General features: G+C 67.2%; 23 protein-coding genes. 14 read left to right on the top strand and 9 right to left on the bottom strand.

Features of this window, described 5'->3' with window-relative positions:
- The first annotated feature begins 34 nt into the window (after positions 1-34).
- From B9Y64_RS19930 to B9Y64_RS19895, 8 genes are all read left to right on the top strand, one after another.
- Positions 35-961, top strand: coding sequence for a phosphoribosylaminoimidazolesuccinocarboxamide synthase (locus B9Y64_RS19930; RefSeq protein WP_162292387.1), 927 nt, complete (start codon positions 35-37; stop codon positions 959-961).
- Positions 962-1,162: 201 nt separating this feature from the next.
- Entirely contained in the window at positions 1,163-1,648 is a 486-nt protein-coding gene (locus B9Y64_RS19925; protein ID WP_100442133.1) for a DUF962 domain-containing protein, read from the top strand.
- A gap of 332 nt (positions 1,649-1,980) precedes the next feature.
- Complete coding sequence (locus B9Y64_RS19920) at positions 1,981-4,812, top strand: monovalent cation/H+ antiporter subunit A (RefSeq protein WP_100442132.1); 2,832 nt, start codon at positions 1,981-1,983, stop codon at positions 4,810-4,812.
- Positions 4,812-5,204 (top strand): Na+/H+ antiporter subunit C, encoded by a 393-nt coding sequence (locus B9Y64_RS19915; protein WP_049428077.1) that lies wholly within the window; start codon positions 4,812-4,814, stop codon positions 5,202-5,204. Before B9Y64_RS19920 ends, B9Y64_RS19915 begins: the two co-directional genes overlap by 1 nt.
- Entirely contained in the window at positions 5,201-6,736 is a 1,536-nt protein-coding gene (locus B9Y64_RS19910; RefSeq protein ID WP_100442131.1) for a monovalent cation/H+ antiporter subunit D, read from the top strand. Before B9Y64_RS19915 ends, B9Y64_RS19910 begins: the two co-directional genes overlap by 4 nt.
- Complete coding sequence (locus B9Y64_RS19905) at positions 6,733-7,239, top strand: Na+/H+ antiporter subunit E (protein ID WP_014038751.1); 507 nt, start codon at positions 6,733-6,735, stop codon at positions 7,237-7,239. Before B9Y64_RS19910 ends, B9Y64_RS19905 begins: the two co-directional genes overlap by 4 nt.
- Positions 7,236-7,520, top strand: a complete 285-nt coding sequence (locus B9Y64_RS19900; RefSeq protein WP_005411334.1) for a K+/H+ antiporter subunit F — start codon at positions 7,236-7,238, stop codon at positions 7,518-7,520. Before B9Y64_RS19905 ends, B9Y64_RS19900 begins: the two co-directional genes overlap by 4 nt.
- Positions 7,517-7,909, top strand: coding sequence for a Na+/H+ antiporter subunit G (locus B9Y64_RS19895; RefSeq protein ID WP_100442130.1), 393 nt, complete (start codon positions 7,517-7,519; stop codon positions 7,907-7,909). The genes B9Y64_RS19900 and B9Y64_RS19895 overlap by 4 nt, the downstream gene beginning before the upstream one ends.
- Before the next feature lie 217 nt (positions 7,910-8,126).
- Here the strand turns inward: B9Y64_RS19895 and B9Y64_RS19890 are convergent, their stop codons facing one another.
- Positions 8,127-9,092: a sodium:calcium antiporter gene (locus B9Y64_RS19890; RefSeq protein ID WP_100442129.1), complete on the bottom strand. Its 966-nt coding sequence runs from the start codon at positions 9,090-9,092 to the stop codon at positions 8,127-8,129.
- Positions 9,093-9,165: 73 nt separating this feature from the next.
- Positions 9,166-9,780 carry a hypothetical protein gene (locus B9Y64_RS19885; protein WP_100442128.1) on the bottom strand — a complete coding sequence of 205 codons (615 nt, stop codon included), beginning with the start codon at positions 9,778-9,780 and terminating at the stop codon, positions 9,166-9,168.
- Between the two features lie 125 nt (positions 9,781-9,905).
- Here B9Y64_RS19885 and B9Y64_RS19880 point away from each other — a divergent pair, with 125 nt between their 5' ends.
- Positions 9,906-10,451 (top strand): hypothetical protein, encoded by a 546-nt coding sequence (locus tag B9Y64_RS19880; RefSeq protein ID WP_100442127.1) that lies wholly within the window; start codon positions 9,906-9,908, stop codon positions 10,449-10,451.
- 109 nt (positions 10,452-10,560) lie between these two features.
- On the opposite strand, the gene hmgA is transcribed toward B9Y64_RS19880, so the two are convergent.
- On the bottom strand, positions 10,561-11,859 hold the full coding sequence (gene hmgA / locus B9Y64_RS19875; protein ID WP_100442126.1) for a homogentisate 1,2-dioxygenase: 1,299 nt from the start codon (positions 11,857-11,859) through the stop codon (positions 10,561-10,563).
- A 103-nt stretch (positions 11,860-11,962) separates the two neighbouring features.
- Positions 11,963-13,075 carry a 4-hydroxyphenylpyruvate dioxygenase gene (gene hppD, locus B9Y64_RS19870; RefSeq protein ID WP_202909092.1) on the bottom strand — a complete coding sequence of 371 codons (1,113 nt, stop codon included), beginning with the start codon at positions 13,073-13,075 and terminating at the stop codon, positions 11,963-11,965.
- 66 nt (positions 13,076-13,141) lie between these two features.
- Between hppD and B9Y64_RS19865 the strand changes: the two genes are divergently transcribed.
- Positions 13,142-13,699 carry a MarR family winged helix-turn-helix transcriptional regulator gene (locus B9Y64_RS19865; protein WP_100442125.1) on the top strand — a complete coding sequence of 186 codons (558 nt, stop codon included), beginning with the start codon at positions 13,142-13,144 and terminating at the stop codon, positions 13,697-13,699.
- 81 nt (positions 13,700-13,780) lie between these two features.
- Here the strand turns inward: B9Y64_RS19865 and B9Y64_RS19860 are convergent, their stop codons facing one another.
- The 4 genes from B9Y64_RS19860 to B9Y64_RS19845 all read right to left on the bottom strand — a co-directional run bounded on the left by B9Y64_RS19860 (position 13,781) and on the right by B9Y64_RS19845 (position 18,354).
- The gene (locus tag B9Y64_RS19860) at positions 13,781-14,920 is read right to left on the bottom strand and encodes a hypothetical protein (protein ID WP_100442124.1); all 1,140 of its coding nucleotides are present in this window, start codon (positions 14,918-14,920) and stop codon (positions 13,781-13,783) included.
- 258 nt (positions 14,921-15,178) lie between these two features.
- Positions 15,179-15,778, bottom strand: a complete 600-nt coding sequence (locus B9Y64_RS19855) for a thioredoxin family protein (protein WP_100442123.1) — start codon at positions 15,776-15,778, stop codon at positions 15,179-15,181.
- Positions 15,779-15,797: 19 nt separating this feature from the next.
- The gene (locus B9Y64_RS19850) at positions 15,798-17,297 is read right to left on the bottom strand and encodes a peptide MFS transporter (protein WP_100442122.1); all 1,500 of its coding nucleotides are present in this window, start codon (positions 17,295-17,297) and stop codon (positions 15,798-15,800) included.
- A gap of 181 nt (positions 17,298-17,478) precedes the next feature.
- Positions 17,479-18,354, bottom strand: coding sequence for a tryptophan 2,3-dioxygenase (locus B9Y64_RS19845; protein WP_100442121.1), 876 nt, complete (start codon positions 18,352-18,354; stop codon positions 17,479-17,481).
- Positions 18,355-18,689: 335 nt separating this feature from the next.
- On the opposite strand from B9Y64_RS19845, the gene pdhA reads away from it, so the two are divergent.
- From pdhA to B9Y64_RS19825, 4 genes are read left to right on the top strand one after another with little or no spacing between them, the layout of a single operon-like run.
- Positions 18,690-19,772 (top strand): pyruvate dehydrogenase (acetyl-transferring) E1 component subunit alpha, encoded by a 1,083-nt coding sequence (gene pdhA / locus B9Y64_RS19840; protein ID WP_100442120.1) that lies wholly within the window; start codon positions 18,690-18,692, stop codon positions 19,770-19,772.
- Entirely contained in the window at positions 19,765-20,832 is a 1,068-nt protein-coding gene (locus B9Y64_RS19835; protein WP_005419896.1) for an alpha-ketoacid dehydrogenase subunit beta, read from the top strand. Before pdhA ends, B9Y64_RS19835 begins: the two co-directional genes overlap by 8 nt.
- 1 nt (position 20,833) lies before the next feature.
- A complete protein-coding gene (locus tag B9Y64_RS19830) occupies positions 20,834-21,187 on the top strand; it encodes an SH3 domain-containing protein (RefSeq protein WP_005411349.1) in 354 nt (117 codons plus the stop codon).
- A complete protein-coding gene (locus tag B9Y64_RS19825) occupies positions 21,184-22,566 on the top strand; it encodes a dihydrolipoamide acetyltransferase family protein (RefSeq protein WP_100442119.1) in 1,383 nt (460 codons plus the stop codon). The genes B9Y64_RS19830 and B9Y64_RS19825 overlap by 4 nt, the downstream gene beginning before the upstream one ends.
- A 180-nt stretch (positions 22,567-22,746) precedes the next feature.
- Here B9Y64_RS19825 and B9Y64_RS19820 read toward each other — a convergent pair whose 3' ends face one another.
- Positions 22,747-23,133 (bottom strand): VOC family protein, encoded by a 387-nt coding sequence (locus B9Y64_RS19820; protein WP_100442118.1) that lies wholly within the window; start codon positions 23,131-23,133, stop codon positions 22,747-22,749.
- Positions 23,134-23,330: the final 197 nt, after the last annotated feature.

Here is a 23,330-nt window from a genome sequence, read left to right as displayed (position 1 = left end):
GGGCAGCCGTATCGACAACGCCCCAGGAGTGCCCGTGCCAACCACGCTGTTGCAATCCGATCTCCCCGGCCTGCCCTTGCGCCACCGCGGCAAGGTGCGTGATGTGTTCGATATCCCGCGCGAGCGGCTGCCTGCAGGGACCCCGCCGGGCGATTACCTGCTGATGGTGGCCACCGATCGCCTGTCGGCGTTCGACGTGGTCCTGCCCGACCCGATCCCGGGCAAGGGCGAGATGCTCTGCCAGGTGTCCAACTTCTGGTTCGCCAAGACCGCGCACCTGATGCCCAACCACCTGACCGGCATCGAGGTGGCCAGCGTGCTGCCCGAAGGCGTGGACCCGGCCCTGTACGCCAAGCGTGCAGTGGTCACCCGCAAGCTGAAGCCGGTCCCGGTGGAAGCGATCGCCCGCGGCTACCTGATCGGCAGCGGCTGGAAGGATTACCAGCGCACCGGCAAGGTCAGCGGCATCGACCTGCCCGACGGCCTGCGCCAGGCCGAGCAGCTGCCCGAGCCGATCTTCACCCCCTCGACCAAGGCCGCTGTCGGCGACCATGACGAGAACATTGATTTCGATGCAATGGTGAAGCAGGTCGGTGCGGATCTGGCCGAGCGCGTGCGCGATGCCACCCTGCGCATCTACAAGTTCGCCGCCGATTACGCCCGCGAGCGCGGCATCATCCTGGCCGACACCAAGTTCGAGTTCGGTACCGATGCCGATGGCCGCCTGTACATCATGGACGAGATGCTGACGCCGGATTCCTCGCGCTACTGGCCGGCCGACGAGTACGAAGTGGGCACCAGCCCGCCGAGCTACGACAAGCAGTTCGTGCGCGATTACCTGGAGACGCTGGACTGGGGCAAGACCGCTCCGGGCCCGACCATCCCGGCCGAAATCATCGAGCGCACCCGCGCCAAGTACGCCGAGGCGCTGCAGCGCCTGGCCGGGATCAGCGTCGACTGATCCGCCTGCGCCCCCGGCCCACGTGGCTGGGGGCGTTCTGCGGTCCGTCCCGCGTTCGCAGCCAGGCATGGCCTGGCTCTACTGCGGGATACGTGAGGTCCTGCAGCCAGGCATGGCCTGGCTCTACTGCGGGATACGTGAGGTCCTGCAGACAGGCATGGCATGGCTCTACTACGGGCGCGGCGGGAGTATGCTGGCCGCATGCAGACATCCACCGAGCTTGCGCGGCCGATCGACCGCTATTTCGCCAGCTACTCCGACGACCATCGCAATGTGATCAACCAGCGCATCCACGTGGTGGCGGTACCGGCGATCTTGTGGTCGGTGGTGGCCCTGCTGTGGTGCCTGCCGCCGCTGATCACCTGGTTCCAGTACGGCATCTGGTCGGCGTTGGCGATGTTCAGCGCCTGGTGCTTCTACAACAAGCTGTCGCGCCCGCTGGGCATCGGCATGCTCATCCAGTTCTTCGTGTTCGGCTGCCTGTGCCGCCTGCTGGAGGCCGAGATCGGCCTGCAGGCCCTGCGCTGGCTGGCGGTGGGGGTGTTCGTGGTGGCCTGGATCGCGCAGTTCATCGGCCACAAGTTCGAGGGCCGCAAGCCCAGCTTCCTGACCGACCTGACCTATCTGCTGATCGGCCCGGCCTGGGTGATGGCCAAGTTCTACCGCAAGCTCGACTGGCGCTATTGAACTGCCGGCAGCCGACAGCGGCCGTCGTTTCCTGAACGGGCGGATTCCGTCACCCACACTCCACGGCGGCCCTGCCAGCCTGCGCCGGTGACTCGCTCCCCACTTCCCGCCCGTTGGCGGCAGCCCCTGTGCGACAGGGCCTGCGGTCTCCCTGCGTGGGCGTAGGGTGTCCCCTCAGGGCAACCGGGGAGGGATACAGGAACGTGATGCTGCGCCGCAGAAAAAATGAATCAGCGAACGTTACATGCAATTGATCGCTGTTCGATGGGTTTCGGCGACATTTCGCAGCCTGTTATTCTCCCTGACCTGCTCGTGAATCATGGATTCCCTGCATGCTCCCCAGCCTGCCCCTGCTGCTGGCCCTGCCGTTCCTGATGGCAGCGGCTGTTGCGGCCTTCCCCCGTAGTTCGCGCTCGACTGCTGCCTGGCTGGCGGCGCTGGCGCCGTTGGGCGGGCTGGCCATCCTCGGCTGGCTGACCCCGTCCGTACTCGATGGCCAGGTGGTCCGCACACTGGTGCCCTGGCTGCCACAGATCGGCCTGGACTTCACCCTGCGCCTGGACGGGCTGGCCTGGATGTTCGCCGGGCTGGTGCTGGGCATCGGCGCACTGGTGGTGTTGTATGCGCGCTACTACCTGAGCCAGCAGGACAACGCGCACCGCTTCTACTGCTACCTGCTGCTGTTCATGGGCGCCATGCTGGGCATGGTGCTGTCGGGCAACCTGCTGTTGCTGATGATCTTCTGGGAAATGACCAGCATCAGCTCGTTCCTGCTGATCGGCTTCTGGTCGCACCGCCAGGACGCCCGCGAAGGCGCGCGCATGGCGCTGGTGATCACCGGCGGCGGCGGCCTGGCCCTGCTCGGTGGCGTGCTGCTGATCGGCCGTATCGTCGGCAGCTTCGACCTGGACGTGGTGCTGGCCGCCGGCGAGCAGATCCGCGCCAGCGCGCTGTACCCGTACGCACTGTTCCTGGTGCTGGCCGGCATCTTCACCAAGAGCGCGCAGTTCCCGTTCCACTTCTGGCTGCCGCACGCGATGGCGGCGCCCACCCCGGTCTCGGCCTACCTGCACTCGGCCACCATGGTGAAGGCCGGCGTGTTCCTGCTGGCGCGCCTGCATCCGGCGCTGGCCGGCAGCGACCTGTTCTTCTACACGGTCAGCGGCATCGGTGCGCTGACCCTGCTGATCGGCGCCTGGAACGCGATCTTCCAGCACGACCTGAAAGGCCTGCTGGCGTACTCGACGATCTCGCATCTGGGCCTGATCACCCTGCTGTTCGGGCTGTCCACGCCGATGGCGGTGGTGGCCGGCGTGTTCCACATCCTCAACCACGCCACCTTCAAGGCCTCGCTGTTCATGGCCGCCGGCATCATCGACCACGAAACCGGCACCCGTGACATGCGCAAGCTCGGTGGCCTGCGCAAGCTGATGCCGTTCACCAGCGCGCTGGCGATCATCGCCTCGCTGGCGATGGCCGGCATCCCGCTGCTCAACGGCTTCCTGTCCAAGGAAATGCTGTTCGCCGAGGCGCTGACCGCCGGTGGCGGCCCGGGGGCGATGCGCACGGCGGTGTCGGTTGCCGCGCTGCTGGCCGGCGTGCTGGGCGTGGCCTACAGCCTGCGCTTCGTGCACGACACCTTCTTCGGCAGTGGCCCGCACGATCTGGACCGCGTCCCGCATGAGCCGCCGCGCTGGATGAAGGTGCCGGTGGAACTGCTGGTGGTGATCTGCGTGGCGGTGGGCGTGGCGCCGGCACTGACCGTGGCGCCGGTGCTGCATGCCGCCGCGGCTTCGATCCTCGGCAACGCCATGCCCGAGTACAGCCTGGCGGTGTGGCACGGCTTCAACCTGCCGCTGGCAATGAGCGTGATCGGCGTGATCGGCGGCGTGGCGCTGTACTTCGGCCTGCGCAGGCTGATCAACCTGCACGGCGTGGAAACCCGCACTACCGGCCGCAACGTGTTCCATGCGCAGCTGGATGCGATCTCCGCGCTGGCCATGCGCCTGACCAACGGCATCGCCAATGGCAGCCTGCAGCGCATGCTGCTGGGCCTGGTACTGGTGGCGATCGTGGTCGCCGCTGCACCGTTCGTGGCCAACCCGGCCTCGCCGAACTGGACCGCGCCGCAGCCGATTCCGCTGCTGGGCTGGGCCTTGTGGCTGGTGATGATGGCCTGTGCGGTCGCCACCCTGCGCGTCTACAAGCAGCGCCTGCTGGCGGTGCTGCTGGTCGGCGGCGTCGGCCTGATGGTGGCGCTGACCTTCGTGTTCCTGTCCGCACCAGATCTGGCCCTGACCCAGCTGCTGGTGGAGATGGTGACCCTGGTGCTGATGCTGCTGGGCATGAACTACCTGCCTGCGCAGTCCGGCCCGGAACGGCCGCGCTGGCGCAAGCGCCGCGATGCGGTGATCGCGATCGTCGCCGGTGCCGGGCTTGGCGCGCTGGCCTATTCCGCGATGACCTTGCCGCCGAACACCATGGCCGGCGAGCTGCTCGCCCGTGCGCTGCCCGAGGCCTACGGCCAGAACGTGGTCAACGTGATCCTGGTCGACTTCCGCGGCTTCGATACCTTCGGCGAGATCACCGTGTTCGGCATCGCCGCGCTGGTGGTGCATGCCCTGCTGCGGCGTACGCGGATGGCACCGGAGCAGATCATGCCCGGCCCGCCGATCAAGCTGCCGGTGCCGGCCGACCTGGCGCAGATCATGTTCCCGCTGACCCTGACCGTGTCGATCTTCCTGTTCCTGCGTGGCCACAACGCACCGGGTGGCGGCTTCATCGCCGGCCTGGTGCTGGCGGTACCGCTGCTGATCCAGTACGTGATCCAGGGCACTGCGTCGGTGGAGTCGCGCTTCGGCTTCGACTACATCCGCTGCATCGGCATGGGCCTGCTGATCGCCCTGCTCAGCGGCAGCGCATCGATGCTGTTCGGCGTGCCGTTCCTGACCAGCGGTCATCTCGACCTGTACCTGCCGTTGATCGGCGACGTGCCGCTGGCCAGCGCGATCGGCTTTGACATCGGCGTCTATCTGGTGGTGTTCGGCGGCGCCATGCTGATGCTTTCGATGATGGGCACGATCAAGCCGTCGCGTACCCGCACCGCCCGCAAGGGTGAGATCGACCTGCAACGCCGTTCGGCACGCACCGGGGAGATGCACTGATGGAACTGGCCCTGGCTACCGCGATCGGCGTGCTGACCGCCATCGGCATCTACCTGCTGCTGCGTGCGCGCAGCTTCGATGTGATCCTCGGCATGACCTTCCTGTCCTACGCCACCAACCTGCTGATCTTCGCCGGTGGCCGCGTGGTGCTGGGCAAGGCGCCGGTGCTGCAGGAAGGCGTGGACAGCCACCTGGGCAACTACACCGACCCGCTGCCGCAGGCGCTGGTGCTGACTGCGATCGTGATCGCCTTCGCGATGACCGCCGTGAGCATCGTGCTGGCCATGCGCAGCCGCAGCGACAACCACAGCGACCACGTGGACGCCCACGAGCCGGATGACGACCTGCAGGATGAAAGCGTGCCGCCGCGCCAGGGCGAGGACCGCGCATGAACCATCTGGTGATCCTGCCGATCCTGATTCCGCTGCTGGGTGCCGCGCTGTCGCTGTTCGTCGAACACCGCCGCTATGGCCCCAGGGTGCAGCGCGCGGTGGCCTGGACCTCGCTGTCGGCGCTGGCACTGGCGGTCGGCCTGCTGTTTTCCACCACCGCCAGCGGCGAGATCAACGTCTACCTGCTCGGCGACTGGCCGTCGCGGCTGGGCATCGCGCTGGTGGCCGACCGGCTGTCGGCGTGGATGCTGCTGACCACCCTGCTGCTGGCCATTCCCTGCCTGCTGCATGCCTGCTCGGGCTGGGACCGCCGCGCACCGCACTTCCATGCACTGTTCCAGTTCCAGCTGGTCGGCCTCAACGGTGCGTTCCTGACCGGCGATATCTTCAACCTGTTCGTGTTCTTCGAAGTGATGCTGATCGCCTCCTACGGCCTGCTGCTCAGTGGTGGCCGTGGCCTGCGCATGCGCATCGGCCTGCATTACGTGGTGTTCAACGTCACCGCCTCGACCCTGTTCCTGATCGCGCTGGGCCTGCTGTACGCCTCGCTGGGCTCGCTGAACATGGCCGAGCTGTCGCAGCGCATCGCCGAGTTGCCGCCGGCGCAGCTGACCCTGGTGAAGGCGACGATGGGCCTGTTGCTGCTGGTGTTCTGCGCCAAGGCTGCGCTGATGCCGCTGTACCTGTGGCTGCCGGAAGCCTACTCGCGCGCCCCCGCCGCCGTGGCCGCCCTGTTCGCGATCATGACCAAGGTCGGCCTGTACGCGGTGCTGCGCATCCAGATGCTGTGGTTCGGCGACGATGCCGGCGCGATGGCCGGCTATGGCCGCGACTGGTTGCTGTGGGCTGGCGTCGCAACGCTGGTGCTGGGCGGCCTTGGCGCGCTGGCCGCGACCCGCCTGCGCGTGCTGATCTCCTACCTGGTGATCGTGTCGGCAGCCACGCTGTTCATCGCCTTCTCGGTGGGTACACCGCAGGTGCTCTCGGCCGGCCTGTACTACCTGCCGCACAGCAGCTTCGTCGCCGCCGCGCTGTTCCTGGTTGCCGATCTGATCCGCCGCCGTCGCGGTGGCGCCAGCGACCGCAAGGAAGTGGTCGCGCCGATGCCGGGCAAGGAAACACCCGCCGTGCTGTTCCTGATCGGCGCGGTGTCGGTGGCCGGCCTGCCGCCACTGTCCGGCTTCCTGGCCAAGGCTGCGCTGCTGGCCGGCATGCCGGCGCAGTACACCGCCCCGGTCTGGACCGCGGTACTGGTCAGCAGCCTGCTGGTGATCATGGGCCTGACCCGTGGTGGCATCCGCCTGTTCTGGCGTGTGCCGCCGGTCGATCCGGAAGCGCCGGTACCGCGCAAGGCACGCCTGCGCCGGGTCGAGCTGTACGCCGCCTGCATCCTGCTGGCCTACGGCATCGGCATGACCCTGGCCGCAGCACCGCTGATGCGCTACACCGACGCCACCGCCGCACAGCTGCTGCAACCCAGCGAGTATGTGCAGCAGCTGCGCGCGACTGCACCGGAGATCCGCCAGCCATGACCGCCCAGCGCTCCCTGTTCCGCCGCCTGATTCCCTCGCCGATGCTCAGCATCATGGTGGTGGCGTTCTGGCTGCTGATGTCCGACAGCTTCACCCTTGGCCAGATCGTGCTGGGCCTGCTGCTGGGCGTGGTGGTGCCGCTGTTCGCCGCACGCCTGGACCGCGAGTTCGCCCGCATCGGCACCCTGCGCCCGTTGCCGAAACTGCTGTGCGTGACCCTGTGGGACATCCTGATGTCCAACATCCGCGTGGCCATCCAGGTGCTCGGCCCGGAGAAGAACATCCACCCGGGTTTCATCTGGCTGCCGCTGGACATCGCCAACATCCATGGCATCGCCGCGCTGACCAGCATGATCACCCTGACCCCGGGCACGGTCTCGGCCGCGCTCAGCGACGACCGCAAGTTCCTGCTGGTGCACGTGCTGCACCTGGAGGACCCACAGGACCTGATCGATACGATCAAGCGCCGTTACGAGGCGCCGTTGATGGAGATCTTCCCATGACCGGTTTTGAAGTCATCCAGACCACCCTGGTGGTGTGCATGCACGTGGTCGGCCTGGCCATGCTGCTGGCCACCTGGCGCCTGCTGCGCGGGCCGACCGTACCCGACCGCATCCTCGCGCTGGACACGCTGTCGGTGACCGCGATCGCCGAGCTGATGCTGTTCGGCATGTACCTCAACTCGCCGATCTATTTCGAGGCGGCGCTGATCATCGCCATGCTCGGCTTTGGCAGCACCGTGGTGCTGAGCAAGTTCGTGCTGCGCCGGGACATCGTCGAATGATCACCGCGATCCAGATCGGCCTGTCGATCCTGCTGCTGTTCGGCTGCTTCTTCATCCTGGTCGGCGCACTGGGGCTGGTGAAGCTGTCCACCTTCTTCAAGCGCCTGCATGCACCGACCAAGGCCAGCACGCTGGGCGTGGGCTGCGTGCTGGTGTGCTCGGTGTGCTACCACATCTTCCTCGGCCAGGACCCGCAGCCGCGCGAGCTGCTGATCACCGTGTTCCTGTTCATCACCGCACCGATCAGCGCGCACATGATGGCCAAGGCCGCGCTGTCGCTGCTGATGGAAACCCGCCCCAGCCTGCCGGGCAACGAGCCGGCCGCCGAAGAGCAACTGCCGCCGCCGGAACCGGTGCGGGAAGAAGAAAAGCACGCGCAGGGCCGGTAACCCTGTGCGGGTAGGTGCCGACCGTTGGTCGGCATGGAACCAACTGCATCCACGCATGGCGTGGAACCGGTAAATCCGGTAGAGGCCGACCTTGGTCGGCGCCATGTTTCCCCGAGTGCCAACCAAGGTTGGCAGCTACCGCATCATCGACGGGTTGACCGGTAGGTGCCGACCGTTGGTCGGCATGGAACCAACCGCATCCACGCATGGCGTGGATCTACAACGCCGGGGCGCCCACCAGCAGCAGTTCCAGCACGAACCAGCCGGCGAACGCGACAAGCAGGATTCCGCCCTCGCTGCGGCTGATCTTCAGGTCGCCGCGCAGCATCGGGTACAGCACCAGCGCGAACGCCAGCAGCGCCGGCAGTTCCAGGCGCACGAACGAGGCCGGCAAGGCCAACGGCTGCAACACCGCCATCGCACCGATCACCAGCAGCAGGTTGACCACACTGGAGCCCAGCACATGGCCGAGCACCATGTCGCCGTGGCCGCGACGTGCGGCGGCGACGGCCGTGGCCACTTCCGGCAGTGCGGTGCCGATCGCCACCGGCAACAGGCCGACCAGCAGCGGCGTCCAGCCCAGCGCAGCACCGAAATCGGCAGCAGCCCCCACCACCAGGCGCGCGCCCCAGTACAGGGTGAGCCCGGCGATCAGCACCCGCAGCACGTTCAACGGCAGGCTGGTGCGGCTCAGTGCGGATTCGGCGATGGCCGCCTGCACCTCGGCGCTCTCAACGCGGCCGCGGCGCAGCAGCAACACCTGCACGACGATGAAGCCCGCCACCAGCACCCCGCCCTCCCAGCGCACCAGGCGACCATCCAGCCCGAACAGGATCAGCAGCGCGCCGGCCGCCAGCAGCGACCACCACAGCACCGTCTGCAGGCGCGCGCGCAGCAGCAGGGGCGCGGCGATCGCGGCCATCGCCAGGGTCAAGCCCAGATTGACGATGCTGCTGCCCACCGCGTTGCCCAGTGCCAGCTCCGGTTGGCCGACCGCCAGCGCACGCGCGTTGACCGCCAGTTCCGGCAACGAGGTGGTCACTCCGAGCAGCAGCAGCCCGGCAGTGAACGGGCTGGCCCCGAAACGCTGGGCCAGGCCGGACACGGCCTTGACGATGGAGTCCCCGCCCAGCGCCAGCAGCAGCAGGCCAAGCAGGAACCAGGCAATGGCAATGGCGATCATCGAGCACTCCCCCAGCAGTGGTGGCGCGATTCTACGCTTGGCCCGAGCGCATGGCTGGGCGATGGATCAAGGATCAGCCACAGCCTTCCACATAGTCGACCTGCGGGGTCTGCCCGACACGCCAGGCACCCACCCGACCATCAGCACCGAGCGCGAAGTCGATCACCGCCCCGCCCTCCTGCGCCGGCCGCACGCGCAGGTGCTGGGCCTTCTCGTCGTACTTGTCGGGGCCGACGTCAGCGCGCTCGGGGTACAGCACCTGCAGCTCACCCAGGGTCATGCCGACCTTGCCGCCGCCCGGTGCGGTGATGGCTGCGCTGCGCACGTCGTAGCGCACCAGCTTGCGGCCTTCGATCATCAGGCGCGGGTCCTCGGCACCCTGCGGGCGCAGGAAGTAGCAGCCATCGTTGCCATCGTCGGCCGGCAGCGGCTTGCCGGCGGCATCAGTGCCCAGCCCCTGCAGCGGCGCGCCAAAACCACTGCGGACCTCGGTGATGCCGGCGCCCAGCATCGCGCCGGCGAAACCGTCCAGGCGCGCCGGTCCCTGCCCGGTAGCCGGAACCATCGGCGCAGGCGTGGCAGCGGCGCCCGCACTGGGCGCAGTGGCGGCCGGCGACGGCGCCTCGGCGCTGCGGTTGCAGGCGGTGAGCGACAACAGCAGAAGACCGGCAATCGGAAGGTGCTTCATCGGTGCGGTTCCCTGGCACGGAGGTAGCTGCACGCTAGCGCAGCGCACGTGCAGGCGCTGCATTGTCATCGCGGTTTCATCGCCTTCGTTCAGGCTCGGCGTGCACCGACTTGGCTGTCCCTTCCATGCAACCGCGCAAGACCGAACTCGCCCGAACCGCGCTGCAGGCCCATCGCGCGCCGCTGGACATGCGCCAGCGCCGGTTGCTGATCCTGTGCGACGGCCAGCGCACCATTGCCGACCTGACCGGTCTGCTCGGCCAGGACGCGCCGGCGATGGTCATCCAGCTGGTGCAGGCCGGCTACCTGAGCACCGGTACCGGCGCCCCAGCCCCACCACCGTCGCCCGCAGCCGCGGTGGAGCCGACACCCGCACCACCGGCCGCGGCACCTGCAGCAACCGCGTCCACCGCGGTCGAACGCCGCCGCTCGCTGGTGGCCGCGCGCATCTATGTGCTGGGCATCCTGGAAATGCAGCGCCACCCGCAGGCGGCGGCGTTGTTCCGCGACCTGCAGCAGGCCCGTGCGGAAAGGGACGTACTGCAGGTGCTGCAATCGGCGATGCGGATGCTGCCCGGGCTGACCTCGGAAGGCTATTGCCAGCGCGTACGCCAGCGCCTGCTGGAAGCACTGCCGCTGGAGCATTGCGACGCATTCGCCGAAGCCGCCTGAAGAAAAAGGGGACGGAGGGGATTAAGTCGTTTCAGGCACATAAGCGCGTGCCGACCAAGGTCGGCACCTACCGGGTGCGGCGTGTCGCCGAGACGTGGCCCCTTCCGCTTCAGCGGTAGTTGTTGCGCAGCCCGTTCCAGCACTGCTGGTAATCGCCCTGGCGATGGCCGGCAGCCAAGGCCTGCGCGCTTGGGCGGATCACCGCGCGGGTCTCGAACATGAAGGCCATCGTGTCCTTGATGACATCGGCCTTGGACAGATCGGCATTGGAGGCCTTGTCGAAGGTCGGCGCGTCCGGGCCGTGACCGCTCATGCAGTTGTGCAGCGATGCGCCACCGGGCACGAAGCCTTCGGCCTTGGCGTCATAGGCGCCATGCACCAGGCCCATGAACTCGCTGGCGATGTTGCGGTGGAACCACGGGGGGCGGAAGGTGTTCTGCGCCACCAGCCAGCGCGGCGGGAAGATCGCGAAATCCATGTTGCTGGTCCCGGGCGTGTCGCTGGGCGAATGCAGCACCAGGAAGATCGACGGATCCGGGTGGTCGTAGCTGATCGAACCGATGGTGTTGAAGCGGCGCAGGTCGTAGCGGTACGGCGCGTAGTTGCCGTGCCAGGCCACCACGTCCAGCGGCGAATGGTCGATCGGCGCACGCCACAGGCGGCCTTCGAACTTTGCGATCAGCTCGAAATCGCCATCAACATCCTCGAACGCCGCGTGCGGGGTTTCGAAGTCGCGCGGGTTGGCCAGGCCGTTGGAACCGATCGGGCCGAGGTCGGGCAGCTTCAGCAGCGCACCGTAGTTCTCGCAGATGTAGCCGCGGCTGGGACCATCGGGCAGCTCGACGCGGAACCGTACGCCGCGCGGAATCACTGCGATCTGCTGCGGCTCGATTTCGATCACGCCCAGCTCGGTCAGCAGGCGCAGCGCGCCCAGCTGCGGCACGATCAGCAGTTCACCATCGGCGTCGTAGAAGTAGCGGCCGACCATGTCGCGGTTGGCAGCGTAGAGGTGGATGCCCACGCCGGCATGCGCATCCGGCGAACCGTTGCCGCCCATCGTGTACAGGCCTTCGACGAAGTCGGTCGGCAGCTCCGGCAGCGGCAGCGGACTCCAGCGCAGCTGGTTCGGCGAGGCCGGCTGTGCGCCGAAATCACACTGCAGCTGCGACTGCGCGAACGGGGTGAACTCACCATGGGTCACCGCCGGACGGATCCGGTACAGCCAGCTGCGGCGGTTGCTGCCACGCGGCGCGGTGAAGGCGGTGCCGGTCAACTGTTCGGCATAGAGGCCATGGGCCACCTTCTGTGGCGAGTTCTGCCCGACCGGCAGCGCGCCGGCGACGGCCTCGGTGGCGAATTCGTTGCCGAAGCCGGACTGGTAGCCGCGGGCGGTGATGGCGGGGGACATGGGGGACTCCTGGAAACGGCGAGACCGGAACGGAAAGCGGCCGAGCAAGGCTCGGCTCTACAGGTGGGCAGGCGCCGGGCGTGGCCCGGCGCTCCCGAAGACCTTACAGCACGCCGCGGCGGATCTGGTCGCGCTCGATGCTCTCGAACAGCGCGGTGAAGTTGCCTTCACCGAAGCCTTCGTTGCCCTTGCGCTGGATGATCTCGAAGAAGATCGGACCGATGCAGTTCTGGGTGAAGATCTGCAGCAGCTTGCGCTGGTGGGTTTCCGGATCGGCATCGATCAGGATCTTGTTCTTCGCCAGGCGTGCCACGTCTTCACCGTGGTTCGGCACGCGCTGGTCGATCACGTCGAAGTAGGTCTCCGGCGTGTCGAGGAAATCCACACCCTGCGCGCGCATCGCCTCGACGGTCTCGTAGATGTTCTCGGTGAAGCAGGCGATGTGCTGGATGCCTTCGCCCTTGTACGCGTCCAGGTACTCGTTGATCTGGCTCTTCGGGTCGGACGATTCGTTCAGCGGGATGCGCACGATGCCGTCCGGCGCGGTCATCGCCTTGGACACCAGGCCGGTCTTCAGGCCCTTGATGTCGAAGTAGCGGATCTCGCGGAAGTTGAACAGGCGTTCGTAGTAGTCCGACCACTGCTGCATGTTGCCGAAGTACAGGTTGTGGGTCAGGTGGTCGATGAAGGTCAGGCCGAAGCCCACCGGGTGCAGGTCGGCACCGGCGATCGGCTCGTAGTCGCCGTCGAAGATGCTGCCGGCACTGCCGTAGCGGTCGACCAGGTACAGCATGCAATCGCCGATGCCCTTGATGACCGGCGCGCCGACCGCCTTGCTGTCCGGCTTGAAGGCGATGGCTTCGGCGCCGTTGCCCAGCGCGGTCTGGTAGACCTCCTGACCCGGCTTCTTGAAGCGGATCGCGAAGCCGCAGGCGCACGGACCGTGCTTTTCGGCGAAGTCCGAGGCGAACGAATCGGGGTCCTCATTGACCAGGAAGTTGACGTCGCCCTGGCGATAGACGGTAATCGGACGCTGCTTGTGCTTGAGCACCGCGCTGAAGCCCATCTTCCGGAAGTACTCGTGCAGCTCCTGGCCGCGGCCTGCCGGGGCGGCGAATTCGACGAACTCGAAGCCGTCGATGCCCATCGGGTTCTCGAAGGTGGTGACCTGCATGCCGGGGTTGGGATGCGAGGCGGTCGGGACTGCGGTATTCATGGCGTGGCTCCGAATCGGTACCGCATCGGTACAAACCAGGTGCGGGCAGGTAGGGACCCGGCGAGAATGCAGGGTCTGGACCCAACACTTATAGTTACACTTGAAACCACCAGCAAGGTGCACCGCAACATGAGCCCCGCCGATCCCGTTTCGACCCGCCTGCGTTCTTCGCACGTCCTGCTCGACCTGGAACAGTTCCTGCCGTACCGGCTGAGCGTGCTGTCCAACCGGGTCAGCGGCAACATCGCCAAGCTATACGGTGATCGTTACGGTCTGGCGATCCCCGAGTGGCGGGTGATCACCATCCTGGCGCTGTACCCGGGTTCCTCGGCCAGCGAGGTCTCCGACCGCACGGCGATGGACAAGGTGGCGGTCAGCCGGGCCGTGGCCCGCCTGCTGGAGCGCGGTTTCATCAAGCGCGAGACCCACGGCGACGACCGCCGCCGCTCGGTGCTGGCGCTGTCGGCGGCCGGCTTCGAGGTATACGAGACCATCGCCCCGATGGTGATCGAGATCACCCGCAAGCTGATGTCGGTGCTGAGCGACGAGGAGGAGCAGATGCTGGAGAAGCTGATCCTGCGCCTGGCCGGCGAAGGCCTGGAGCGGATGGGCGAAGGCGTCTGAGAGAAAAAGGGGACGGAGGGGATTAAGTCGCATCACGCACACCTGTGCTGATTGCGACTTAATCCCCTCCGTCCCCTTTTTTCAGCTGAGGTGCTTGCGACGTGCGTGGATCCACGGCACTGCCAGCGCTGCGATGGCACCGCCGGCGAAACCGAGTGATGCGGCAACCGTGGCCGCTTCGATTGCCCCCGGCAGCGCCAGCGCTGCGGCCACCAGCAGCAGCGACGGCAGGCCGACGAAGGTGCCCAGGAAGAAGTGCCAACGGGGTGACCAGGTGTTGAGCTGCAGCAGGCTGACCGGTTGCCAGGCGTCGGACGCGGCATCCTCGGCGATCTTCGCCACCACCTTGCCCAGATCCACTTCCGGCAGCGCGCGCCCCAGGCGGGCGGTCGCCAGCAGTTCGGCCACCGCCTCCACCGGCGGGAAGCTGGACGGCCACGCAACCGGCGCCGGCACGCCGTAGGCGGTCAGCAGCGGCACACTCAGCCAGGGCGCCACCAGCGGCCGCATGCGGCGACGGCCGTGCACGCACCAGATCTGCGGCTGGCCGTGCGCGGTGACGCTGTACAGCGCCAGTTCGTTGGCCGGCGGATAACCCAGCATGGTCACCCGCGCTGCCAGGCTGTCCTGGCCCATCGCACGCAGGAAGCCGGGGCGGCTGCGCCCCTCCTGCATCCACGCCAGGCCCAGCGCGCCGACCAGCCAGGCCTCTGCCACGTCCTTGCTGCCGGCGGTGGCGCGCTCGTCACTGGCCAGGTACCAGGCCAGCGACTTCGGCTCGGAGACATCCTCCAGGCCCCAGCGGCTGTCATCCCCCAGCACGTGGCGTACCGGCAGGCGGGCGGGCGCGGTTTCGCCACGTTCGCTGGTCTGCAGGAACGGCAGCACGCCCTGGATGAAGGTGGACAGATCGATGGCACGCACGCCGTGGCCCTGCCATTCCGGCGGCATCAGCCCGGCCAGCTGGCCCTCGGCGGCAAGCGCATCAAGGCGCGCCTTCTGCTCCACCAGCTTCTGCACGGCCCCCTTCAGCACCACATTGTCGGGCAGCGCGATCTGCGGCAGGCGGTGGCGTGGCGGTGCCAGTTCAACAGCGTCCTCGCCGGTGCCCGCGTCATCCAGCAGCGCCTCCTGCGCAGGCAGGGTCACGCCCTCGCCAGCCCCACCCTCGGCCAGGTCGCTGGCAGGTTCGGGCAATCGTTCGGCGTGGTCGCTGTGCATGGGCGTTCCGGTAGGTTGCATCGACGGGGCGTCGACTGAGGTCCTTGCCGGTAGCGGCGTGCTCACGGTGAAGTTGAGACGCTGATTCGGAGAGTGTGACGGTGCGCGCAGTAGCTCCGCGCCGTGCGGGGATGTGCCCCAGTGCCGGCCAACGGCCGGCACCCACCGGGGCTGTTGGCCAACGGTCGGCAACCACCGGGGCTGATGGCCAACGGTCGGCATCCACCGAGGCTGCCGGCCAGCGGCCAGCGGCCGGCACTACCGATCAGGCGCCCACTGCTTGAGGAAGGCGGTCACGCGTGCGGGCTGGAAGGCTTCGCCCTTGCGCAGCTCGCCGGTCGCCTGCGACACCAGCAGGCCGCCATCGGCGTCGAGTACCAGCAGGTACGGGTAGTCGCGCTCCATCGCCGGGTATTGGGCGAAGAAGGTGGCGTTGGGCTGCTCGTCGCTCGCGTTGACCTTCACCCACACGTAGTGGGCATCGCGGAAGCGGCGCAGATCGCCGTTGCCTTCAACTGTCTCGTCCAGCGCCTGGCAGCGATCACAGGCCGCGTTGCCAACTTCAAGCAGGATGCGCTTCTTGCCGCGCTGGGCTTCCACCTTGGCGGTGGCCAGATCGTCGGCGGGGTCGCGGGCCGGGTCGAACTGCGCGCCGAGCCCGGCGATGGCGGCGATGTCCGCCGCCACCGGGGTATTGCCCGAAGCCACCGGTTCGCTGGGGTCAGCGACCGGTGGCTCGGTGGGTCGGGTATCCAGAGGCTGCGTGGGCTCGGCGGCGGCAGGCGCTTGCGGTTGGGAACAGGCGCCGATCAGCGCCGCACAGACCACCACCACTGCACCACCGAGCTTCATGCGCATGCCTTCTACCCTCTCATCGTTACTTGACGCCGTGCATCAGCTTGTTGATCAGCGGGGCGACCAGGAACAGCACCACGCCGGAGCCGATCAGGGCCCAGAACCCGAAGGTATACCCCTTCAGGGCCGACTCGACCGTCATGCCGCCTTCACCACTGACCACGCCAGCGAAGATGCCCGACAGGTTGTTGCCGATGCCGGTGGACAGGAACCAGCCACCCATGCCGAAGCCGACCAGGCGCACCGGGGCCAGCTTGGTCACCATCGACAGGCCGATCGGCGACAGGCACAGCTCGCCCACCGACTGGATGACGTAGACCATGAACAGGGTCCAGAACGGGATCTTGCCGTCCACCACCATCTGCGACAGGGCGTACATCAGCAGCGCGAAAGCGGCGCCGTTGAACAGCAGGCCCAGGCCGAACTTGCGCGGGATGGACGGATTGGCGCGGCCCAGGGCCACCCAGATCCAGGCGATGATCGGCGCCAGGGTGATGATCGCCACCGAGTTGACCGACTGGAACCATGCGGTCGGGAAGGTCCAGTCACCCATCTGGCGGTTGACGATGTTCTCGGCCAGGAAGGTGAACGAGCTGCCGGCCTGTTCGAAGAACATCCAGAACATCACGTTGAAGGCGAAGATGATCAGCATGGCGATCACACGGTCGCGCTGCACCTTGCCCTCGCGGATACCCTCGACCAGCAGCAGGACGGCCAGGGCGGTGAACATCGCGCCCAGGATCCAGGCCAGCGCGGTAGCGCCGGTGGCCAGCAGGAAGTACGCAACCGGGATGGCAACCACGGCACCGGCCAGCACCATGACGATGCGGCCGAAGCCTTCAGCACCGGCCGGCGGTGCACCGATGCCCTTCAGGCCGGCACGACCGATGTAGAACCACACCAGCGAGATCAGCATGCCCACGCCCGAGGCGATGAACACGACCTTGTAGGACGGCATCGCATCGGTACCGAACACCTTGCGGGCCAGGTACTCGGTCAGCACCGGGGCGATCATCGCGCCGATGTTGATGCCCATGTAGAAGATGGTGAAGCCCGAGTCGCGGCGCTCGTCCTTCAGGCCATACAGCTTGCCGACCATGGTCGAGATGTTGGGCTTGAACAGGCCGTTGCCGACGATGATCGTGGCCAGGCCGAGCTTGAAGATGTGCTCCTGCGGCAGCGAGATCATGAACAGGCCGGCGGCCATGATGATCGCGCCGGTCAGGATCGAGCGCTGGTAGCCCAGTACCCGGTCGGCCACGTAGCCGCCGAAGATCGCCGCGGCGTACACCAGGGCCAGGTAGGCGCCGTAGATGCGGCTGGCGTCGCCTTCACCGGCAGCGCTGCCGTTGTAGAACTGGGCGACGATGTACAGCACCAAGGCCCAGCGGATGCCATAGAACGCAAAGCGCTCCCAGAACTCGGTCATGAACAGCATCCACAACGGGCGCGGGTGGCCCATCGTGGTCTTGAAGTCCGGCAGCGCCGGCTCTGGGGTGTTCGCAGTGGCGTTTAGGCTCATGCGGATTTCCTGGTTCGGTGGATGACGAGCACGTCCGCTGTGCAGTTGGAGCAACGCGCGAGGATCACCGACTTCTGGCGTTCACGTCAAATACACGCCGTTTGAGGCAGGTGGCAGCCTGCTCCCTGAACTTGCATCTGAAACGATCCAGCCGCCGGCCGGCGACAAAGCTGAATGGGGATCAGCCCAGCTCTGCCGGGGGCGCGGCCTGCAGGCTGGTGCGCACCTGGAACAGTTCGGGGAAGAAGGTCAGTTCCAGCGCCTTGGCCAGGAAGCCCACGCCGGACGAGCCGCCGGTGCCGCGCTTGAAGCCGATCACCCGCATCACGGTGCGCATGTGTCGGAATCGCCACAGCTGGAAGGCGGTCTCCAGGTCCACCAGGTCCTCGCACAGCGAATACTCGCGCCAGTAGCGGTCGGTGTCCTGGTAGATGCGCTCGAAGACCGGCTGCAGTGCGTCGTCGGCGACATGCGGCTGGGTCCAGTCATGGGCCTCGTAGACCGCCGGGACGGCATGGCCGAAGCGGGCCAGGTACTTCAGGAATTCCTCGTACAGGCTGGGCGCTTCCAGCACGATGCGCAGCTGCGCCTGGCCGGCCGGGTCGTGCTCGAACACCTGCAGCATCTGCGCGTTCTTGTTGCCCAGCAGGAACTCGATGTAGCGGTACTGCAGCGACTGGAAACCCGAAGACGGGCCGAGCACGTCGCGGAAGCCCATGTATTCGGACGGGGTGAGCGTTTCCAGCACCGACCACTGCTCGGTGAGCTGGCGCAGCACCTGCTTGCTGCGCGCCAGCACCTTGCGGCACTGCCAGACTTCATCGCGCTGCAGGAAGCCGATCGCCGCGCGCAGTTCGTGGCCCAGCAGCTTCAGCCACAGCTCCGAGGTCTGGTGCTGGATGATGAAGAGCATCTCGTCGTGGTGCGGCGGGCTGGACAGCGGCTGCTGCGCGCTGAGCAGCTGGTCCAGCCGCAGGTAGCCGCCGTAGGTCAGGCGTCCCTGCAGGTCGGTGTGGATGCCGGCTTCGAGATCGCGTTGGTTGTTGTCGACGGACATGGGCGGGACCAGATCGGGGGCGGCAAGGGTAGCGCGTTGCCGCCGCGCTGACAGCCGCCGGGTCCATACCGGGGCGTGCGGTTGGCCGTGGAGCATCGGCCGATGCCGGGCCTGCGCGTGGAACCGTCCACGCCGTTGTACTGGCGGTCAGCCAGAGGCGTATTCTGATGCTTTGCAGCAACGACTGAATACGTTGTTGTTATTGGCCCCCCACCCACCGGCAGGGGTAAAACGGGGAATCGCCGTGTTGCGGCGCAGGAAGGCTATTCCGTACGCGTTCCTTAACATGGTGATTCATATCATTTGTAACTTCTCTGTCGAAGGTGCAGTACGCAATGACGGTTGCCGCTGAATTCAAGATCGAATACCTGCAGTACCTGGACGCGGACGGCAAGCTCGTCCGCGATGACCTGCCCGCGTCGCTGCGCGACCCCAAGGTCCTGGTACCGCTGTTCAAGCAGATGCTGTTCGTACGCACGTTCGACAGCAAATCCATCGCGCTGCAGCGCACCGGCAAGCTCGGCACCTATGCCGCCTGCCTGGGCCATGAAGCCGCGCACGTGGGTATCGGCGCTGCGATGCAGAAGGACGACGTGTTCGCGCCTTCGTACCGCGAGTATGGCGCCATGTTCATGCGTGGCGTGCGCCCGCACGACGTGCTGATGTACTGGGGCGGCGACGAACGCGGCAACGATTACGGCGGCAACGCGGCCAAGGACTTCCCGTTCTGCGTGCCGATTTCCACCCAGTGCCTGCACGCCGCAGGCGCCGCGCTGAAGTTCAAGCTCAACAAGGAACCGCAGATCGCCGTGGCCGTGTGCGGCGATGGCGGCAGTTCCAAGACCGACTTCTACGCGGCCCTGAATTCGGCCGGCGCCTACAAGCTGCCGCTGATCCTGTGCATCGTCAACAACGGTTGGGCCATCTCGGTGCCGCGCTCGGCCCAGACCGGTGCCGAAACGCTGGCGCAGAAGGGCCTGGCTGGCGGCCTGCACTGCCTGCAGGTGGACGGCAACGACCTGATCGCAGTGCTGGCGGCGATGGAGCAGGCGCGCGAACGTGCGCTGGCCGGCGGCGGTGGCACCGTGCTGGAACTGATGACCTACCGCCTGTCCGACCACACCACCGCCGATGACGCACGCCGCTACCGCGACGACGCCGAGGTGAAGGATGCCTGGCAGCGCGAGCCGATGCTGCGCCTGCGCAAGTACCTGATCAACGCGGGTGTGTGGAGCGAGGAAGAAGAAGCCGCCTGGACCGCCGAGTGCGGCAAGCGCGTGGACGAGGAAGTGAACCTGTACCTCAACACGCCGGTGCAGCCGGTCGAGGCGATGTTCGATTTCCTGTATGCCGATCCGCCGCCGGACCTGCTGGCCCAGCGTGCCCAGGCGATCGCCCTGGAGAAGCGCCATGGATGAGATCAAGAACGGCGCGCCCGGCGCGCACACCAACGCCGCCGACAGCGCTGCTGTCGCGCGCGGAGATGACAGCATGACCACCACCCCGATCACCCTGATCGAAGCCATCACCCAGGCGCTGGCCTGGGAGCTGGAACACGACCCGTCGGTGCTGGTGCTGGGCGAAGACGTGGGCGTCAATGGCGGCGTGTTCCGCGCCACCGCCGGTCTGCAGCAGCGCTTCGGCTCGGACCGCATCCTCGACACCCCGCTGGACGAAACCACCATCGCCGGCCTGACCATTGGCCTGGCCGCACAGGGCATGAAGCCGGTGGCCGAAGCCCAGTTCGATGGCTTCATGTACCCGATGGTCGACCATATCGTCTGCCACGCCGCACGCCTGCGCTACCGCACCCGTGGCCGCCTGCACTGCCCGATGGTGCTGCGCGTGCCGTGGGGCGGTGGCATCCGCGCGCCGGAACACCACAGCGAAGCCAACGAAGCGATCTTCACCAACGTGCCGGGCCTGCGTGTGGTGCTGCCGTCCAGCCCGCAGCGTGCCTACGGCCTGCTGCTGGCCGCGATCCGCGAGCCGGATCCGGTGATCTACATGGAGCCCAAGCGTATCTACCGCCAGTACAAGGAAGTGGTCGTCAACGACGGCGAAGCCTTGCCGCTGGACGTCTGCTTCGTGCTGCGCGATGGCACCGACGTGACCCTGGTGACCTGGGGCGCGCAGGTGAAGGAAGCGCTGGAAGCGGCCGACAAGCTGGCCGGCGAAGGCATCAGTGCCGAAGTCATCGACGTGGCCACGCTGCGCCCGCTGGACTTCGCCACCATCGCCGAGTCGGTGGCCAAGACCGGCCGCTGCGTGATCGTGCAGGAGGCCCCGAAGACCGCGGGCTTCGGCGCCGAGATCGCCGCGCGCCTGGCCGAGGAATCGATCTACGACCTGCTGGCCCCGGTCGAACGCGTTACTGGCTACGACACCCACATTCCGCTGTTCCGCCTGGAGATGAAGTACCTGCCGAGCGTTGAGCGGATCGTGGCTGCGGCCAAGCGCGCGGTGGCGGCCGGCTGACATGCGGGCCCGCCTTCTGGGGGCTTACCGCAGCCAGTATCCCAACCCGCTCCGGTTCCACACCGGCCAGATCGTCGAAGTAGGTGTCCGTGACGAGGAATGGCCGGCGTTTGCCTGGGTACGCACCAACGATGGGCGCGCTGGATGGGCGCCCATCGCCTGGTTGCAGCTGCTGGATGAGGGTCGCGCCGAAGCCCTGTGCGACTACGACGCCCGCGAGCTGGATGTGGAAAGCGGCGAGATGGTGAAGCTTCATCACGAACATGGCGGGTGGTGGTGGTCCGAGCGCGCCAATGGCGCGACGGGTTGGCTGCCGGCCCGCGAACTGGAACTGCTGGAAGAGAACTGCAAATGAGCCAGACCAAGAACTTCAACCTGCCCGACCTGGGCGAAGGCCTGCCGGACGCGACCATCGTCGAGTGGTTCGTCAAGGAAGGCGATGTGATCAAGCTGGACGAGCCGCTGGTGTCGATGGAGACCGCCAAGGCCGTTGTCGAAGTGCCCTCGCCGTTCTCCGGCAAGGTGCTGAAACTGTCCGGCGGGGCCGGCGACATCATCCCGACCGGCTCGGTGCTGGCCAGCTTCGAACTGGACCCGAACCTGCCGCAGCGTGCCGATGGCCAGGACACCGGCCACAGCCACGGCCACGCCGCTCCGGCCGCAGCACCGACCCCGCCGCCGCTGCCGGCGGCGCCAGTCGCCGCGGAAGAGGCCAAGCCTGCCGCAGCCGAGCGCGATGACGCCGGCACCGTGGTTGGCGCGATGCAGAGCTCCAATGCCGTGCACGCCGAACAGGCGCTGGCCGTCGGTGGCGTCAAGGCCGTGCCGGCCGTGCGTGCGATGGCCCGCAAGCTGGGTGTCGACCTGGGCCGCGTGCCGGCCACCGGCACCGATGGCGCGGTGACCATGGCCGACGTCAAGCAGGCCGCCGCCAACGGCAGCGCCAGGCTCGGCGCCGCCCCGGCACCGGTCGCCGCTGCCGCGTATGCCGCGCCGGCCCCGGCGCAGGTCTCGGCCCCGGTGCAGAGCGAAGCCCGCACCCCGCTGTCCGCCGCCGGCAAGCCGATGCGTACCCAGCCGCCGGGCGTGGTCGCCAAGGGTCAGCCGGAACCGCTGAAGGGCGTGCGCCGCAACATGGCACGGGTGATGGCCGATGCGCACAGCAAGGTCGTGCCGACCACGCTGAACGACGACGCCGACATCCATGCCTGGCTGCCGGGTAACGATGTCACCGCGCGCCTGGTGCGTTCGATCGTGGTCGCCGCACAGAAGGTGCCGGCGATGAACGCCTGGTTCGACGGTGAAGCCCTGACCCGCACCCTGCATGCGCAGGTGGACATCGGCATCGCCGTGGACACCGACGACGGCCTGTTCGTGCCGGCCCTGCGCAACGCCGACATGCTCGATGCACGCGGCATCCGCGAAGGCGTCAACCGCCTGCGCGAGCAGGTCGAATCGCGTTCGATCGCGGCCTCGGAACTGAGTGGCTATACCATCTCGCTGTCCAACTTCGGCATGTTCGCCGGCCGCTACGCGACCCCGGTCGTGGTGCCGCCGTGCGTGGCCATCGTCGGTGCCGGCCGTGCCCGCCACCAGATGACCCCGGTGATGGGCGGCGTGGAAGCGCACAAGGTGATCCCGCTGTCGGTCACCTTCGACCACCGCGCGGCCACCGGCGGCGAAGCGGCCCGCTTCCTGCGCGCGATGATGGACGACCTGGCGCTGGCCAGCTGATCCAGCTGATTGGTGGGTGCCAACCGTTGGTTGGCACATGAACAAAAAAACGCCGGGCACTGCCCGGCGTTTTTTTATGCCCGCTCTTCTCCTGTAGAGCCGAGCCATGCTCGGCTGCTTTTCAGTGGATGAAGGCATGAAGCAGCCGAGCATGGGCTCGGCTCTACAGAACGCCGGCGATCAATCACGCGCTACCAGACCTTCGGCGCGGCTGTAGACGCGCAAGCGGTGGCCATCAGGATCGGCACCGACGAAGGTGTGGCCGAATTCCAGCGTTACCGGTGCCTGCAGGATCTGCACACCGAGCGCATGCCACGCATCGTGCATCTGCTGCACGGCGTCAGGGTTGGCGACGACCATCGCCAGTTCGGCGGCGCCGGCCTGCGCGGACACCGGCGGTTGCACGTCATCGCGCTGCCACAGGCCGAGTGCCGCGCCATCGCCGATCAGGAACAGGGCGAACCCGGGCGACTGCTCGACCGGCGGTCTGCCGAGGATGCCGCTGTAGAAGGTGGCGCTGGCAGCGACGTCGCGCACGTACTGCAGCAGGGTGCTGGGCTTGAACATGGGGTGGCTCCGTTGTTGGGAGCGTTCATGGTGGTACTGCCCTGCTGACAGATTCTGTCAGTAGCATCGAGATTGCTCGACAGCTGTTGTCCTTGCCTTGGTAGATGTCGAGCTTGCTCGACAGCTGTTCGCGAAGATCAAGGGCAGTCGAGCAAGCTCGACTTCTACCAGAGCTAAGAGCAAAGGCCGCCAACCCA

The organism is Stenotrophomonas maltophilia (assembly GCF_002799245.1).
Taxonomy (GTDB): domain Bacteria; phylum Pseudomonadota; class Gammaproteobacteria; order Xanthomonadales; family Xanthomonadaceae; genus Stenotrophomonas; species Stenotrophomonas maltophilia_S.
This window is presented reverse-complemented; position numbering and strand designations above follow the sequence as displayed.